At 67.1% G+C, this 15948-nt stretch carries 13 protein-coding genes; 6 read left to right on the plus strand and 7 right to left on the minus strand.

Annotation, left to right across the window (positions count from 1 at the left end; translation table 11 throughout):
- The 6 genes from NNJEOMEG_RS16845 to NNJEOMEG_RS16870 form a co-directional block, all read right to left on the minus strand.
- Positions 1 to 2427: lactate permease LctP family transporter (locus tag NNJEOMEG_RS16845; protein WP_173086552.1), on the minus strand; the 2427-nt coding region annotated here is incomplete at its 3' end.
- Positions 2428 to 3006: 579 nt separating this feature from the next.
- The gene (gene tkt, locus NNJEOMEG_RS16850) at positions 3007 to 4998 is read right to left on the minus strand and encodes a transketolase (protein ID WP_235957014.1); all 1992 of its coding nucleotides are present in this window, start codon (positions 4996 to 4998) and stop codon (positions 3007 to 3009) included.
- Between the two features lie 12 nt (positions 4999 to 5010).
- Positions 5011 to 5448 (minus strand): ribose 5-phosphate isomerase B, encoded by a 438-nt coding sequence (gene rpiB, locus NNJEOMEG_RS16855; RefSeq protein WP_173086554.1) that lies wholly within the window; start codon positions 5446 to 5448, stop codon positions 5011 to 5013.
- 103 nt (positions 5449 to 5551) lie between these two features.
- The gene (locus tag NNJEOMEG_RS16860; RefSeq protein WP_173086556.1) at positions 5552 to 6349 is read right to left on the minus strand and encodes a hypothetical protein; all 798 of its coding nucleotides are present in this window, start codon (positions 6347 to 6349) and stop codon (positions 5552 to 5554) included.
- Positions 6346 to 8025, minus strand: a complete 1680-nt coding sequence (locus NNJEOMEG_RS16865; protein WP_173086558.1) for a tetratricopeptide repeat protein — start codon at positions 8023 to 8025, stop codon at positions 6346 to 6348. Before NNJEOMEG_RS16865 ends, NNJEOMEG_RS16860 begins: the two co-directional genes overlap by 4 nt.
- Before the next feature lie 3 nt (positions 8026 to 8028).
- Positions 8029 to 9075, minus strand: coding sequence for a sigma-70 family RNA polymerase sigma factor (locus NNJEOMEG_RS16870; RefSeq protein WP_173086560.1), 1047 nt, complete (start codon positions 9073 to 9075; stop codon positions 8029 to 8031).
- A gap of 116 nt (positions 9076 to 9191) precedes the next feature.
- Here NNJEOMEG_RS16870 and NNJEOMEG_RS16875 point away from each other — a divergent pair, with 116 nt between their 5' ends.
- The 6 genes from NNJEOMEG_RS16875 to radA are packed head-to-tail and all read left to right on the plus strand — an operon-like array spanning position 9192 to position 15428.
- Complete coding sequence (locus NNJEOMEG_RS16875; RefSeq protein WP_173086562.1) at positions 9192 to 11594, plus strand: homocysteine S-methyltransferase family protein; 2403 nt, start codon at positions 9192 to 9194, stop codon at positions 11592 to 11594.
- A gap of 55 nt (positions 11595 to 11649) precedes the next feature.
- Positions 11650 to 12123 (plus strand): TlpA family protein disulfide reductase, encoded by a 474-nt coding sequence (locus NNJEOMEG_RS16880; protein WP_173086564.1) that lies wholly within the window; start codon positions 11650 to 11652, stop codon positions 12121 to 12123.
- A 3-nt stretch (positions 12124 to 12126) separates the two neighbouring features.
- Positions 12127 to 12594 carry an N-acetyltransferase gene (locus tag NNJEOMEG_RS16885; protein WP_173086566.1) on the plus strand — a complete coding sequence of 156 codons (468 nt, stop codon included), beginning with the start codon at positions 12127 to 12129 and terminating at the stop codon, positions 12592 to 12594.
- A 1-nt stretch (position 12595) separates the two neighbouring features.
- The gene (gene hpt, locus NNJEOMEG_RS16890; protein ID WP_173086568.1) at positions 12596 to 13126 is read left to right on the plus strand and encodes a hypoxanthine phosphoribosyltransferase; all 531 of its coding nucleotides are present in this window, start codon (positions 12596 to 12598) and stop codon (positions 13124 to 13126) included.
- Positions 13127 to 13130: 4 nt separating this feature from the next.
- A complete protein-coding gene (locus NNJEOMEG_RS16895) occupies positions 13131 to 14087 on the plus strand; it encodes a DUF3426 domain-containing protein (protein ID WP_173086570.1) in 957 nt (318 codons plus the stop codon).
- Positions 14088 to 14090: 3 nt separating this feature from the next.
- Positions 14091 to 15428, plus strand: a complete 1338-nt coding sequence (gene radA, locus NNJEOMEG_RS16900) for a DNA repair protein RadA (RefSeq protein ID WP_173086572.1) — start codon at positions 14091 to 14093, stop codon at positions 15426 to 15428.
- Positions 15429 to 15479: 51 nt separating this feature from the next.
- On the opposite strand, the gene NNJEOMEG_RS16905 is transcribed toward radA, so the two are convergent.
- The gene (locus NNJEOMEG_RS16905; protein WP_173086574.1) at positions 15480 to 15863 is read right to left on the minus strand and encodes a RidA family protein; all 384 of its coding nucleotides are present in this window, start codon (positions 15861 to 15863) and stop codon (positions 15480 to 15482) included.
- Positions 15864 to 15948 lie beyond the last annotated feature (85 nt).

The raw sequence follows: 15948 nt of genomic DNA on the forward strand, positions 1-15948 counted from the left end.
GTACAGGCTGCCCAGGTAGACGAAGACGCCCAGGAAGGCCACGTAGAAGAAGCAATACGTCAGCGTCTGGTTCAGGAGCCTGCCCTCCGAGCCCACGAGGCCCGTGGCTGCCGTCGCCACGGCGATGGACTGGGGAGAGATCATCTTTCCGCCCGTGGCTCCGGCCGTGTTGGCCGCCGCCAGCCAGTAAGGGTCGATGCCCGTCTTGGAGGCCACTTCCACCTGGAGTTTGCCGAAGAGGACGTTGGCAGACGTGTCGCTGCCGGTCACGAAGGTTCCCAGGGCGCCGATGAGCGGGGAGATGAGGGAGAAGTACTGCCCCGTGGTTTTGACGAGCACCACGGCAATGGCCGAGATCATGCCGCTGTAGGCCATCACCTTGGACATGGACACGATGCACAGCACGGTGGCGGCCGAGAGGCTCAGTTTCTTCACCGTGTAGCCGAAGACCCTGGCGATTTCCCCAGGCCTCGCGCCCTGGATCAGGCCCCCGACCAGCGTGGCCAGGACGATCAGGGTGCCGGGCGTGGCGATCCACTTGAACACGAAGGGCGCGGCGTCCTTGCCCTGGTAGATGAAGACAGACGTCTTGATCGTGGAGAGTGCCGCGTGGACGGGCGCGACGACGGGGCTTGTGCCCACGATGAACACCAGGACCAGGATGTACGGAAGCCAGGCCAGGATGCCCTGTTTGAGGCCGATGCGCGCCCGGTCGTCGGACTCGGCGCGCTGTTCCTTGTAGAAGAGCTTGGCGATGAGGATGGTCACGGCCATGCTGCAGATGCTGCCCGCCAGGGCAGGCAGTTCCGCGCCCAGGTATTTGGCGCACAGGAGTTCCGGCACGGCGAAGGCCGCCCCCGAAGCCAGGGAGATGCCCATCACGCCCTTGAGACCCTTGAAGCTGCGGGTGGTGAGCACCACCAGCAGCGACGGGATGACGACGATGAAGAGCGTCAGTTGCAGGGCGATCTGGTAGCTCAGGACGTTCACGTCCAGGTTTGCGATCTGGGCCAGCGTCAGCACCGGGATTCCGATGGCTCCGAAGGCGGTGGGCACCGTGTTGGCCGTCAGGCAGATGAGGGCCGCGAAAAGCGGCGGGCAGCCAAGGGCGGCCAGGATGCTGGCCGGGATGGCCACGGCCGTGCCGTAGCCGGCCACGGCTTCCAGGAAGCCGCCGAAGCCCCAGGCCAGAATCAGCACCTGGATGCGCCTGTCGGTGGTGATGTCGGCAAGCATGGTCTTGATGGTGTCCATGCTCCGGGTGTGCAGGGCCATGTTGTAGGTGAAGATCGCCGCGACGATGACGATCATGATGGGCCACAGGCCCAGGGCCACGCCTTCAAGCGCGGCGGAGGAGACCAGCAGCAGCGGCATCTTGAACACGAAGAAGGCCAGCAGGGCGGTCGCCGCCAGGCCGATGGCCGTGGCCTTCTGGGCGGGCATCTTCAGCACGCCCAGGGAGACCATGAGCCAGGCAATGGGGATCAGCGCCATGGCGAAGAGGTAGTATGTGCGGGAGGCGCTTTCGTTGTACTCGCCGCAGCCTATCCAGAGGGTGTCGTCCACCTTCACGACGTAGGACGTCTTCTCCCTGCCTTGCCATTCATAGTCGTACCAGCCGCCTCCCTTCTTGACCACGGCGATCATGTCCTTGATGAATTCCTTGCCGTCTGCGTCTTTCATGTCGAGAAGGTTCTTGCCGACAAGGGATGGATGCGTGGTCAGCGCCTTGTTCACGCCGTTGAAGTCGTAGGCGAAGATGTACAGGCTGCGATCCACGAACTGGCCGCGCGGATTGTTGAATTCAGCGATGGCCATTTCCTTTCCGTGCCTTTTGATGTAGGCAAGAGCCTTCTCCACCAGGGAGACCACTTCGCTTTTGTAGTCTCCGCTGCCGATCCAGAGGGTGTCGTCCACCTTCACGACATAAGAAAGCTTGTCGTGGCCTTCCCACTTGTATTCGTACCAGCCGCCCCCGCCCTGCGCGACCTTGATCAGGTCCCTGATCATGTCCTTGCCGTCGGCGTCCCGCATGTCGATGAGGTTCCTGCCCACAAGGGCGGGATTGGTGGCGAGGGCCTTGTTCACACCGAAGAAGTCGTAGGCGAAAACGTACAGGCCGTTTTTCACGAACGGGCCTTCCGGGTCGTTGAAGGCGGCCAGGGCCTTCTCCTTGCCGTTTTCCTTGATGTATGCGGCGGCCCGCTCCACCAGGGCGACAACTTCCTCCCGGTAGTCGGGGGCCTCCATGACTTCGGGAGCGGAGGGCGTCCGGGCCTCGTCCTGCGCGGACACCGGCGGGACGCATGCTATGAGCATCAGGAGCAGGAGGCAGGCGATACGGCACACGCCACGCGGCGCGCTGACGAGGCGATGCGGCCGGAAGCGGCGCTCCGGCATGCAGGAATCAACAGCAGCAAATCTCATGATCACAATCCTTTGCACGGTTATTGAGCCGCGCCGTGCGGACGCGGCCCGTCGCGAAACGATGGCCAGTCCGGCAGATCGCCGTATGCTCGGTTCTGCCGGGATCGGTCGGATGGCTTCCGGGACTCGGTGCGGGCGCTCGAAGAGGCGGATGGCACACGACCAGGCGGCTCCAGACCGTGGGGGCCGGTGCAAAGCAACAGGCATGCCAGCTTGACGTATTTGTAAATAACTCTTTATTTCGAGCGGATAGTCTGGTGGGGGGGCTTGCTGGGCTGTTCAGTCAACGCGAATGCGTACGGAAAACAGGACGGCGGACGCAGGGAGACGATGGCCAGCGGACGCATCCAGGCGACGCAACAGTCTGAAGGGAAGGATTGGAGCGGTTTACGCCGGTCCGGAAAAACAGAACTGTTCGCCTCGGGGCATCCCGCGGATTCTCTGGCGGCAAGTGCATCGCCAACGTAATATTTTACATTGCGAGCGATTTGGGGCGAGGCCCACTTGCCGCCCATGCCCGGCCGCCATGAAAAAGCCCCCGCGGGGCGGGGGCTTAAGGTGCTTCGGGCGTCTCAACGCCTAGGCTAGGGCCAGGCGCTCGCGGATCATGCGGGCGAGGTTCTCGGCGGTGAAGCCGTATTTTTCGGCCAGCAGGTCGGGAGGGGCCGAGTCGCCGAAGTGGTTCAGGCCAAGGACCGGGTTGCCCAGGCCCACGTACTTGTACCACAGCTCGGTGCGTCCGGCTTCCACGGCGGCGCGGCAGCAGCAGGAGGGCGGCAGCACCTCGTCCCTGTAGAGCTGGGGCTGCTCGTCGAAGAGCTCCATGCAGACCATGTTCACCACGCGCACCTTGCGCTCGGGGAGCAGGTCGGCGGCGGCCAGGGCCAGGGGCACTTCGGAGCCGGAGGCCAGGATGATCAGGTCGGGCTTGCCGCCGGGGGCGTCGCGCAGCACGTAGCCGCCCTTGGCCGCGCCGTCGAGCACGGCGGGGTAGGCGGCAGGGTCCATGACGGGCAGGTTCTGGCGCGAGAACATGAGGCAGGTTGGCCGGGAGGTCTGCTTGAGGGCCGTCTCCAGGCACAGGGCGGTCTCGTTGCCGTCGGCGGGGCGCATGACGAGCATGTTGGGGATCAGGCGCAGGGAGCAGATGTGCTCCACGGGCTGGTGGGTGGGACCGTCTTCGCCCAGGTGGAAGGAATCGTGGGTGAAGACGTGCAGCACGGGCAGGTGCTGGAGCGCGGACATGCGCAGGGCGTTGCGCTCGTAGTCGGCGAAGGTGAGGAAGGTGGCGCCGAAGGGCACGAGTCCGCCGTGCAGGGCGATGCCGTTGCAGATGGCGCCCATGGGGAACTCGCGCACGCCGAAGGCCAGGTTGCGCCCCAGGGGCTCGTGGGCGGAGAAGTTGCCCACGGCCTCGCGGAATTTCACGGTCATGTTGGAGGGGTCCAGGTCCGCCGAGCCGCCAACCAGGATGGGCAGGCTGTCCACGAGGGATTCCAGGCACTTGCCCCAGGCTGAGCGCGTGGCGATCTTGGAACCGGGCTCGAAGCGGGGCCAGGCGAAGGAGCGGTTGCCGGGGGCGCGCTTGGTGACGCGCCAGAGCTCCTGGAAGGCGGCGTCCTTTTCGAGCTTTTCCTCGAAGGCGCGGGTCCAGCGGGCGGCGGCGGCGCGCAGTTCGGCGTGGCGTACGCGGAAGTGCTCCAGCACGTCCTGGGGCATGTAGAAGAACTGGTCCTCGGGCAGGCCCATCTTCTTCTTGCTGGCGGCGATCTCGTCGGCGGGCAGGGGCGAGCCGTGGGTCTCGAAGTCGCCCTCACGGGTGGCGGTGCCTTTGGCGATGGTGGTGTGCCCGATGATCAGGCTGGGGCGCGAGGTTTCGGCCTGGGCCTGGCGGATGGCCTGGCGGATGGCGTCGTGGTCGTGCCCGTCGATCTCCAGCACGTGCCAGCCGAAGCCCTCGAACACCGTCTTGTAGTTGGTGGTGTCGCTGCGTTTGGTGGGGCCGGAGAGCTGGATGTGGTTTGAATCGTAGAACACGATGAGGCGGCCCAGGCCCCAGTGTCCGGCCAGGGCGGCGCTGCCCAGGCAGACGGGCTCCTGGAGGTCGCCGTCGGAGGAGAGGGCGTAGGTGAAGTGGCTGCACACGTCGTCGCCCAGGCGGGCGCGCAGCATGCATTCGGCCACGGCCATGCCCACGGACATGGAGAAGCCCTGGCCGAGGGGGCCGGTGGTGGCCTCCACGCCGGGGGTGACGTGCACCTCGGGGTGTCCCGGCGTGCGGGACTTCCACTGGCGGAAGGCCTTGAGATCGTCCACGGTGATGCGGCCCTGGAAGGCCAGCAGGGCGTAAAGCAGCATGGATTCGTGCCCGGCGGAGAGCACGAAGCGGTCGCGGTTGAACCATTGGGCGTCGTCGGGGGAGTGGTTCAGGAATTCCTTGTAAAGGATATAGGCGAAGTCCGCCGAGGACATGGGCCCCCCCGGGTGGCCGGAGTTGGCCTTGCGGGTGCCGTCCATGACGAGGCCCTTGATCACGTTGACCGCCATGCGGTCCATGTTGGGAGCGGACATGGGATGTTCCTTCTAGAGGTTGGAGTCGATGAGGTCGATGCGGCGCTGGTGGCGTCCGCCCTCGAAATCGGTGGTCAGGAACACGTGGGTGATGGCCTCGGCCAGCCCGGCCCCGATCCAGCGTTCGCCCAGGCAGAGGACGTTGGCGTCGTTGTGCATGCGGGTGGCGCGCGCGAGCCATTCGTTGGCGCACAGGGCGGCGCGGATGCCCTTGCGGCGGTTGGCCGCCATGGACATGCCCACGCCCGAGCCGCAGATGAGGATGCCCAGGCAGTCCTTTTCCAGCACGAGGTCGCAGAGTTTGAAGGCGTAGACCGGGTAGTCGCAGCTGGCCAAGGTGTCGGCGCCCACGTCCACGACCTCGCGGCCCATGCCCGTGATGAAGCGTTTGAGCTGCTCCTTGAGGGCGAAGCCCGCGTGGTCGGAACCGATGACGACGGTGGTGTTCATGGCGAATCCCCCGCTGCGCTGCGTTGCTGGTTGTTTCTAGATACGGTCGGAATGTGTCGTAATAACTACGCCGGACATGGTCCGGCGATACTTGAAACGTTGTCTACGGCAGGTCCGGCGGCCGGAAGTCGCCCGGTCGGTCCAGGGGGATGTGCTGGGCCTTGGGGGGCACGGCCAGATCCAGGGCTTGGGCCTCGGCGCGCTGGTCGGAGAGCTCCAGCCTCTTCACCCGCAGCACGGCCGTGAGGCCGCCGGGGGACGTGACCTTGATCAACCTGGGAAGGGGCCCGCCGCCGCTTTCGGGCGGCGCGTAGTCGCCCAGTTCCACGCTCCAGGGCTCCACGCCGCGCCCCGAGAGATGAATGGGATTGCCCTCGAAGTCAAGGGTGACGCTGCCCAGAGCCTGGGAGGCGGGCAGGGCGAATTCGTAGCCTTTGGGGGTCTTGCGGGCAGAGACGAAGGACGCTCCCGTGATCAGCGCGTGGCGTCCGGCGGTGAGGGCGGCCAGGTCCTTGAGGGTGAAGGGGAAGGGGATGCCCAGCTTTGCGAGGGCGGCCTTGGTGTCCCGGTGGGTGAACACCTGGTTGGAGAGGGGGTAGACGGCCATCCAGCCCAGTGAGTCCTCGCGCCAGAGGGCGAAGGTCTGGCCCATGCCGGTGGAGAGGTCCAGGCGCAGGGGGAGATTCAGGTCGCCCCGGAAGGTGGCCAGGAGCCGCGCGGATTTCTGGGGGGCCTGCAGGGAGAGGCTTGCCGAGAGCGCGAGGCTCTGGGCCGTTCCCGCCGGGGTGTTGACGAAGCCCTCCCAAAGGGCCTTGGCCTCGCCCGGCCCCGTGCCGCCCTTTGGGGCGCAGGCGGCCAGGCTGGCCAGGAGCAGCAACACGGGCGCGAGGCGCGCGATCACTTCAGGCTCTCCAGTTTCTTCTGGATTTCCGGCGCGTTGACGGCCTTCATTTCCAGGGCCTTGCTGTAGCCCTTCGCGGCTTCCTTGCGGTTGCCCATGGCCTTGGCGATGTCGCCGTAGTGCTCCCAGATGGCGGGGTCGTCCACGTTTCCCGCGACGGCGCGCTGGATGTCCTGCCAGGCGGCCTTGAGGTCCTTGCGCTTGAAGTGCACCCAGGCCAGGGAGTCGAGGTAGTAAGGGCTGGTGGGATTGGCCTGGAGGGCGCGGGTGACCAGCTCCAGGGCGCGGTCGAGGTCGCGCTCCTCTTCAGCGAGGCCGTAGCCCACGAAGTTGAGGGCGTCGGGGTTGGCGGGGTCCTTGAGGAGCACGTCTTCCATGATGCGCATGGCCTCGGCGCGCTGCTTGGATCGTTCCAGGGAAACGGCCAGGCGGTAGAGGGCCTCGGCGCTGTCGGGCCAGCGGGCGACGGCCTCGCGGTAGAGGGCCACGGTGCGTTCCAGGTTGCCCTGCTTGTCGTTCAGGACGGCTTCGAGGAACAAAAACTCGATGCGGTCCGGGAGGAGGCCGCGCGCTTCGGAGACGAGCGGGGCGGCCAGATCGAAACGTCCGGCGTCCAGGGCCAGCTGGATGCGCGTGGAAAGGGCCTTGTCGTAGAACTTGTGGGTCTTGGGGATCTGGGAGAGCAGGGCCAGGGCCTTGTCCAGGTCGCGTTCGCGCTCCACGGCCATCATGGCCTGGAGGAAGATCACGTCGGGGTTGCCGGGCTGATCCTGGGCGAGACGCTCCATGACCTTGGCCGCGCCCTCCTGGAAGCCTTCCTCCACGAAGAGGCTCATCACCTCGAAGAGGAAGGCGCGGTCCACAGGCGCCTTCTCCAGGAACTGGACGGCCTTGGCCTCGTTCTTCTGTTTGAGGGCCAGGCGGATGAGGCGCAGCCACAACTCGGGGCCGTCTTCGCCCAGGTCGAGGATGCGGCGGTAGGCCTCCTCGGCCTGCCGGAAGTCGTTGTTCTGCTCGTAGTAGAAGGCCAGTTCGGACCAGGCGGCAAGGAGGTTGGGGTCTTCGCGCAGGGCCTGGCGGAGCTTCTCCATGGCCTGCTTGCGCTTGCCGAGCCCGGAGAGGGCCTTGGACTCGTAGTAGGACATGGCCGGGGTGCGCCTGTCGCGCGGGACCTGGGCCAGGAAATCCAGCGCCTGCTGGAAGCGCCCTGCCTCCACGAGCACGGCGGCCAGTTCCTGCAGGCCGGACTGGTCCTTGGGGTGTTGGGAGAGGTAGTTGGCCAGCACCTGGGCGGCGTCGTCGAAGCGGCGCTGGAGCAGGTAGGAGTTGGCCAGGTAGAAGCGCAGGACCTTCTCATCTGGGAAGGCGGCGATGCCGTGCTCGAGCACTTCGCGGGTCTTGTCCTGTTCGCCCAGGCCCCAGTGGATGTTGGCCAGGTCGCGGTAGAGTTCGGGGGTCGGCGCCACGGCGATGAGCTTTTGCAGCACCTCGGCGGCCTGCCGGGCCTGCCCCTGGCGGGAGAGTTCCTGGTAGAGCAGGAAATAGTAGTCCGCCGAGGCGGGGGCGGTGAGGCCCCGGGCGCTCAGGTCCGCCGGGGCGGACTTTCGGGAGGCGCACGCGCCCAGCAGGGCGGCGCAGGCGGCGAGGAGTATCAGGGTCTGGATGGGCCTTTGCATGTATCATTCGTCCTTGCGGATCCACTCCGAGGAGAAGTCGCCGATGCGCTTGGTGAAGTGGTCGCGGATCTTGTCCAGGAGCCGGGTTTCGATCTGGCGGACCCGCTCGCGGGTGATGCCGTATTTCGCGCCGATCTCCCGCAGGGTCATGGGGGAGTCCGAGAGGATGCGCTGTTCCAGAAGGTCGCGCTCCTTGTCGGAGAGGGCGGGCATGATGGTCTGGAGGTGTTTTTCCACCAGTTCGGAGATTTCGTCCTTGGCCAGCATGTCCTCGATGCCCGGGGTGAGGGCGGGAAGGTAGTCCAGCCGGGTGGAGGTGGAGTCGTCGCCCAGGGAGATGTCCAGGGAGAGGTCGCCCCGGGCCATGCGCTGGTCCATCTCCAGCACGTCGGACTCGGAGACCTTGAGGTTCTTGGAGATGTTGGAGACCGACGGGTCGAACCCCAGGGAGGTGAGCCGCTGGCGCTCCTTGTTGAGGTTGTAGAAGAGGGTGCGCTGGGCCTGGGTGGTGCCGATCCTCACCAGACGCCAGTTGTCCATGATGTACTTGAGGATGTAGGCCTTGATCCAGTAGGCCGCGTAGTAGGAGAACTTGATGCCCTTCTCGGGGTCGTACTTCTTCACGGCGCGCATGAGACCCACGTTGCCTTCCTGGATGAGGTCGGCCACGTTCTGGGCCCAGCGGCGCTGGAAGTCCATGGCGATCTTCACCACCAGGCGCAGGTGGGAGGTGACCAGACGGAACGCGGCGCGCTGGTCGCCGTGGTCTCGCACCTGGCGGGCCAGTTCGAATTCTTCGTCGGGCGCGAGCAGCGGGAACTTGCTCACCTCGCGCAGGTAGACGTGCAGGTTGTCGCGCCCGGAGGCCAGCGCGGCCGAGAGCTTGGGCACGGGAAGGGCGGCAAGGCCCTCGTCGTCGCCGGAGCTGTCGGGGTCCGCCTCGGGGCTTTCGCCGGAGATTGCCTCGGAGCCGTCGGGCTCTTCTTCGGCCTCGGGCGCTTCCGGATTGTCGAGGAGGTTTTCCTCGGGAGAGTCTTTGTGGATGCTCATGATGCGTGTGTCCTTCGGCGCACAGCGCCCGAAGCATTCCTTCATACGCTTTTCATTTGCCGGATTCAACGTTTTTCAGTAGGACGCAAGGGCTTTCCAGCCAAGGAGGAATCGCGGTGACTCAGTTTCGCAAAGCCCTGGCGGGCAATTCCATCATCGTTTTCGACGGGGCCATGGGGACCCTTCTCCAGGCACGGGGGCTCCCCGCCGGAGCTTCTCCCGAACTCTGGGGACTGGCCAATCCCGACCCCGTGCGCCAGGTGCATGAAGACTACCTGCGCGCCGGCGCGCGCGTGGTGACCACCAACACCTTCGGCGGCACGCGCTTCAAGCTCCCGGCAGGGACCGACATCCGCGCCCTCAACGCCGGCCTGACGCGCGTGGCCCGGCAGGCCGCCGGGGAGAACGCCTTCGTGGCGGGCAGCGTGGGACCCACCGGACACTTCGTGGAGCCCCTGGGCACGCTCACCATGCGCGAACTGGTGGACGCCTTCGCCCGGCAGATCGAGGGCCTGGTGGATGGCGGCGCGGACCTGATCATCGCCGAGACCCATTTCGACCTGGCCGAGGCCAAGGCCATGGTCCTGGCCGCCCGCCAGGTCTGCGACCTGCCCGTGGCCGTGCTCATGACCTTCGAGCCCGGCGGATCGCTCACCGGCACCTCGCCCGCCACCTTCGCCGACACCATGCAGAACCTGGGCGTGGACCTTTTGGGCATCAACTGCGGCCTCGGCCCCGAGCAGATGCTCGACCTGGCCCGGGACTTCATGCCCCGCATCGACACGCCCTTCTTCATCAAGCCCAACGCGGGCCTGCCCAGGCTGGAGAACGGCGTCACGGTGTTCCCCATGGGGCCGGAGGCCTTCGGCGAGGCCATGGTCCCCTTCCTGGAGATGGGGGCCAAGTGCGTCTCGGGCTGCTGCGGCACCACGCCGGCGCACATCGCCGCCCTGGCCGCCAGGGCCGAGGGACGCGTCTGGACGAAGCCCCAGCCCGCCGAGGGACGTCCCCTCGTGCTCACTTCGCGCGCGCGTTCCGTGTCCATCGGCGTGGGGCTGCCCGCCGTGGTCATCGGAGAGCGCATCAACCCCACGGGCAAGAAGGCCCTCACGGCGGAACTTCAGGCCGGACAGTTCGGCGAGGCCCTGCGCCTGGCCGAAGAGCAGGTCCAGGCCGGGGCCGCGGTGCTGGACGTGAACGTGGGCGCGCCCATGGTGGACGAGGCGGCGCTCCTGCCTGGCCTGGCCAAGGAGCTCACCGCGCGCTTCCTGTGCCCCCTGTGCCTGGACTCCACCAACCCCAAGGCCATCGAGGAGGCCCTCTGGGCCGTGCCCGGCTCGGCCCTGGTGAACTCCATCAGCGGCGAACCCGGACGCATGGAGGAGCTTGGCCCCCTGTGCAAGCTCCACGGCGCGCCCTTCATCCTGCTGCCCCTGGCGGGCAAGAAGCTGCCCGTAACGGCCACGGAGCGCATCGCGGCCATCGAGGCCCTGCTCGTGAAGGCCGAGTCCCTGGGCATCCCCCGGCGGCTCATCCTGGTGGACGCCCTGGCGCTCACGGTGTCCTCCAAGCCCGAGGCCGCGCGCCACTGCCTGGAGACCATCCGGCACTGCGCCGCCGTGTGGGGGCTGCCCACCACGCTGGGGCTCTCCAACATCTCCTTCGGGCTGCCCGCGCGCGAACTCCTGAACGCCACCTTCCTCTCCATGTGCCTGGGCGCGGGCATGGCCGCGCACATCTCCAACCCCTCCACGCCGCTGCCGCGCGAGGTGGGGCTGGCCTCCGAGGTGCTCCTGGCGCGCGACCCCCAGGCCGGACGCTTCATCGAGAACCTCTCGGCCTGGAAGTACGGCGGCGGCGAAGGCCCCGCCGCACCCAAGGCCCAGGCCCGCGTCGTGACCACCCTGCGCGAGGCCGTGGTGGCCGGACGCCGCGAGGCCCTGCTGCCCATGGTGGAGGAGGCCCTGGCCCAGGGCCGCAAGGCCCAGGCCATCCTCTCCGAGGACCTGGTGCCCGGCATCATGGACGTGGGCGTGCTTTACGAGCGCAAGGAATACTTCCTGCCCCAGCTCCTGCTCTCGGCCGAGACCATGCAGGCCGGGTTCGACCGCCTGAAGCCCCTGCTGGAAGAGGGCCAGGAGGCCCAGGCCAGGCCGAAAATCGTCCTGGCCACCGTGGAAGGCGACATCCACGACATCGGCAAGAACATCGTGGGCCTCATGCTGCGCAACCACGGCTTCGAGGTGATCGACCTGGGCAAGGACGTGAGCGCCGAGCGCATCGTGGAGGCGGCCCGGGAGAGCGGAGCGCCCGTCATCGGGCTGTCCGCCCTCATGACCACCACCATGGTGCGCATGGAGGACACCGTGCGCCTGCTGCGCGAGCGCGGCATGTCCCAGAAGGTCATGGTGGGCGGGGCGGTGGTCACCGACGCCTTCGCCCGTTCCATCGGCGCCGACGGCCACGCGGCGGACGCCGTGGAGGCGGTGCGGCTCGTCAAACGGCTCATGGACGCCTAGCCCAAAGCTGATTATAGGGACTTGAACCCGAAACCCCAACCCACCCGGTGACCGCATGACCAAGCTTTTCCGTTCGGCCTTTCTGGCTGCGCTTCTGACCGTCTCCATCGTCCCCGCCACCCTGGCCCAGACCGGGGACCAGCCCCTCTCCAGCCAGGAGGTGCTGCGCCTCGTGAGCCAGGCCCGGGGCAAGGTGGTGGTCATCAACTTCTGGGCCAGCTGGTGCGGCCCCTGCCGTCAGGAAGTGCCCGAACTCATCGACCTGCGCAAACGCCTCTCCCCGGACAAGGTGCTCATCCTGGGCCTGAGCCTGGACCAGGACCCCTCCCAATACCAGAACTTCATCGCCCGGGCCAAATTCAACTACCCCGTGCACCTCACCAAGCCCGACGTGGCCCAGGCCTACTCCATCCGCTCCATCCCGCGCACGGTGGTCTACTCGCCCAAGGGCGAACTGGTGCACTCCCAGGAGGGCTACATGCCAGGCGCACAGCTTGAACGCATCATCCAGAAGCATCTGGGGGCCTAGCAAGTGACCGGATTCTACCTGCGCAAGTCGCGCATCCAGGACGTGAAGGCCATCCACGCGCTGCTCATGGAGTGCGCCAAGGGCGAGCTGCTGCTGCCGCGCTCGTTCAACCAGCTCTACTCTCACCTGCGCGACTTCTACGTGCTCGCCTCCCACGAGGGCGGCGAGGTGAAGGGCTGCTGCGCCCTCTCCATCTGCTGGGAGGGCCTGGCCGAGATACGCTCCCTGGTGGTGCACCCGGACCTCCAGAGGCAGGGCTGGGGCCGCAAGCTCGTTGAGGCCTGCCTCTCCGAGGCCGTGACCCTGGGCGTGTACAAGGTCTTCACGCTCACCTACCAGCGCGACTTCTTCGCCAAGATCGGCTTCGAGGAGGTCACCAAGGAGAAGCTGCCCCAGAAGGTGTGGGCGGACTGCATCCACTGCCCCAAATTCCCCGAATGCGACGAGATCGCCATGGTCATGGAGATGTAGCATGTCCGGCCTACTGGAACCTGTGATCACGGCGGAGGAACTGGCGCGGCGCACGGCCCAGCTGGGGGCGGAGATTTCCGAACGCTACCGGGGGCAGGACCTCCTGGTGGTGGGCGTGCTCAAGGGCGCGTTCATGTTCCTGGCGGACCTCGTGCGGCACATCTCCATCCCGGCCCACGTGGATTTCGTGCGCGTCTCCAGCTACGGCGCCGACGTGAAGCCGGGCGAACTCAAATTCGTGCAGGACCTGGACTCCCCCTGCAAGGGTCGCCACGTACTCGTGGTGGAAGACATCGTGGATACGGGCAACTCCATGTCCATGCTGCTGGCCGAGCTCTCCCAGAGGGGGGCGGCCTCGGTGCGCCTTTGCGCGCTCATCGACAAGGTGGAGCGGCGTAAAACGCAAGTAACGGTTGACTTTCCTGGATTTCGACTGGCAAAGGGATTCCTGGTGGGATACGGCCTGGACTTTGCAGAAGACTACCGTTGTCTTCCCGGCGTCTACGAACTGATCCAGCAAGAAGGTCCCTGACACCATGATCGTCGAATGCCCGAACTGCCAGACCAAGTACAACCTGCCCGACGACAAGGTCGGCCCCGAAGGCGCGACCGTGCGGTGCAGCGTGTGCCGACACGTCTTCAAGGTGGAGCCCGCCGCCCCGGATGATTTCCCCGGCTTCGGCGACTCGGGAGACTCCACCGACGCAGGAATCTGGCCCGTCTCGGGCGAGGATGAAACGCCAGGCGACGATTTCGCCGCCCACCTCGACGCGCAACGCAAGAAAGACCCCTTCGAAGCCGGCGGGGTCTCTTCCAGCGACTTCGGGTCCATCGACTTCGGCAAACCCGAGAAAACGACCACCACCTCGAAAGGCAAGAAGATCGCGATCCTGGCCGCCCTGGGCGTGGTGCTCCTGGCGGGCGTCGGCGGCGCGGCGGCCTATTTCTTCGAGTTCTGGCCCTTCGCCAAAAAAACGGCGGTCACCGCCGAGGCCCCCGCCAAGCCCTCCGTGATGGAAAATGCCCCGGCCGCCCCCCCGGCCCCGCCCGCGCCGCCGCCGGCCGACTACACCGGGCAGATCCTCTTCGACGGCTTCAGCAACTACTTCGTGGACAACGAAAAGGCCGGACGCCTCTTCGTCATAGACGGCAAGCTCGTGAACCGCTCTCCGGTCACCGTGGGCCAGATCGAGGTGGAGGCCACCCTGCTGGACGCCAAGGACGCACCCGTGGTCACCAAGGTCTTCAAGGCCGGACCCAAGGCCAACATCTCCGAGCTGCGCCTGCTAGGCAAGGAAGACCTGGAGAACCGCCTCTCCTCCAAGGAAGAGATCATGCTCTACAACCGCATGGTCAAACCCGGCGAGGAGGTGCCCTTCATGGTGGCCTTCGCCAACATGCCCGAGAACGTGCGCAACTTCTCCCTCAAGCTCAAGGACTACCTCCAGGTGGCCGACCCGGCCCAGCAGCAGCCCGCGGGCCAGAAGCAATAGGCAGTGGCCAAGGCCAGGAGCGTCCACGTCTGCTCGGCCTGCGGGGCCGTGAGTCCCCGCTGGCGCGGCCAGTGCGAGGGCTGCGGCGCGTGGAACACCCTGGAGCAACGCGAGGCCCCTCGCGCCGCGCCGGGCAGGAGCGCCCGGATTCTGGGCGAAACCGGCCCCGTGCCCCTTGCCGGGTACTCCCAGGAACAGCTCCCCCCCTCGCCCAGCGGCATCCCCGAACTGGACCGCGTGCTGGGCCAGGGCCTGCTGCCCGGAGCGGCCGTGCTCCTGGGCGGCGAGCCGGGCATAGGAAAATCCACGCTTCTCCTCCAACTGGCCGGACAGGTGGCGGCCTCGGGCCGCCGGGCGGTCTACGTCTCGGGGGAGGAGTCCCTGGGCCAGCTGGCCGCCCGGGCGGCGCGCCTGGGGCTTTCGAGCCCCGACCTCCTCGCCCTCTCCACCACCTCGGCGGCGGGCGCGGTGGACATCCTCGGCGTCGGCGACGCCCCGGCTCTGGTGGTGGTGGACTCGGTGCAGACCATGGCCTCGTCCCTGGCCGACGGCGTGCCGGGCTCCCCGGCCCAGGTGCGCGCCGTGGCCTCGGAGCTGGTGGAGGCCGTGAAGAAAGGCCCCGCCACGCTGATCCTGGTGGGCCACGTGACCAAAGAGGGCCTCATCGCCGGGCCGAAGATCCTGGAGCACATGGTGGACACCGTGCTCTACCTGGAGGGCGACCGGCAGCACTTCTATCGCATCCTGCGGGTGTTCAAGAACCGCTTCGGGCCCACCGATGAACTCATGGTGCTGGAGATGCAGGGCGACGGCCTCTCGCCCGTGCCCGATCCCTCCACCTATTTCCTGGGCGAGCGCGACGAGTCCGCCAGCGGATCGGCCGTGGTGCTGGCCTTGGAGGGCAAGCGCCCCTTCGCCGTGGAGGTGCAGGCGCTGGCCAGCCGTTCCTACCTGGCAGTGCCCCGGCGCACGGCCCTGGGCGTGGACCTGAACCGTCTGAACCTGATGCTGGCCGTGCTTGAGAAGCGCCTGGGCCTGGCCCTGGGGCAATCAGACATCTACGCCAAGACCGGCGGGGGCCTCAAGCTCACCGATCCCGGGCTGGACCTGGGGCTGGTGGCCGCCGTGCTCTCCTCCTTCTACGACAGGCCGCCCCCGCCGCGCGCCGTGTTCTGGGGCGAGGTGGACCTGAGCGGTCGCATCCGCCCCGTCGCGGGCCTGGATGCGCGGCTCAAGCAGGCCAGGAGGCTCGGCTACGAGCCCATCTTCCACCCGCCTGCCGAGGGCCGTGGAATCGCCACCCTCAAGGACTTTCAGAAAGCCCTTTTCGGCCAGGCCTGAGCGCCCGGCCGGAGGCGTCTTCCGGCCGGGGCGTCGCGGGGGCATGCGCGCCTAGCGGCTGGCCACCACCTCCACCTCCACGAGCACGTCGCGGGGCAGCCTGGCCACCTCCACGCAGGAACGGGCGGGGTAGGGGGCCTTGAAGAACGAGGCGTAGACCTCGTTGATGGCCTGGAAATCGTTCATGTCCTTGATGAAGACCGTGGCCTTCACCACGTTGTCCAGGGTCAGTCCGGCGGCTTCCAGCACGGCCTTCACGTTGGTCAGGCACTGACGGGCCTGGTCCACGGGGCCTCCGGTGATCACCTGGCCCGTGGCCGGATCGAAGGGGATCTGGCCGGAGCAGAAGAGGAGGTCCCCGGCCCACACGGCCTGGGAATAGGGGCCGATGGCGGCCGGGGCGTTGGCGGTCTCGACGATGGTCTTGGTCGGCATGGTCGGTCTCCTGGATGGAATGGTCCCTTCTAGCCCATGCGGCGGCCGAGGCCAAGCGGCGCGGGAGGCCCGGCAGGGCATTTAC

Source organism: Fundidesulfovibrio magnetotacticus (assembly GCF_013019105.1).
Lineage (GTDB): Bacteria > Desulfobacterota > Desulfovibrionia > Desulfovibrionales > Desulfovibrionaceae > Fundidesulfovibrio > Fundidesulfovibrio magnetotacticus.

Bases quoted from the DNA above. Each gene is read 5' to 3' on its own strand.
- tkt (WP_235957014.1), bottom strand. From the start codon at position 4,998: ATGTCCGCTCCCAACATGGACCGCATGGCGGTCAACGTGATCAAGGGC.
- rpiB (WP_173086554.1), bottom strand. From the start codon at position 5,448: ATGAACACCACCGTCGTCATCGGTTCCGACCACGCGGGCTTCGCCCTC.
- NNJEOMEG_RS16865 (WP_173086558.1), bottom strand. From the start codon at position 8,025: ATGCAAAGGCCCATCCAGACCCTGATACTCCTCGCCGCCTGCGCCGCC.
- NNJEOMEG_RS16870 (WP_173086560.1), bottom strand. From the start codon at position 9,075: ATGAGCATCCACAAAGACTCTCCCGAGGAAAACCTCCTCGACAATCCG.
- NNJEOMEG_RS16880 (WP_173086564.1), top strand. From the start codon at position 11,650: ATGACCAAGCTTTTCCGTTCGGCCTTTCTGGCTGCGCTTCTGACCGTC.
- hpt (WP_173086568.1), top strand. From the start codon at position 12,596: ATGTCCGGCCTACTGGAACCTGTGATCACGGCGGAGGAACTGGCGCGG.
- NNJEOMEG_RS16895 (WP_173086570.1), top strand. From the start codon at position 13,131: ATGATCGTCGAATGCCCGAACTGCCAGACCAAGTACAACCTGCCCGAC.
- NNJEOMEG_RS16905 (WP_173086574.1), bottom strand. From the start codon at position 15,863: ATGCCGACCAAGACCATCGTCGAGACCGCCAACGCCCCGGCCGCCATC.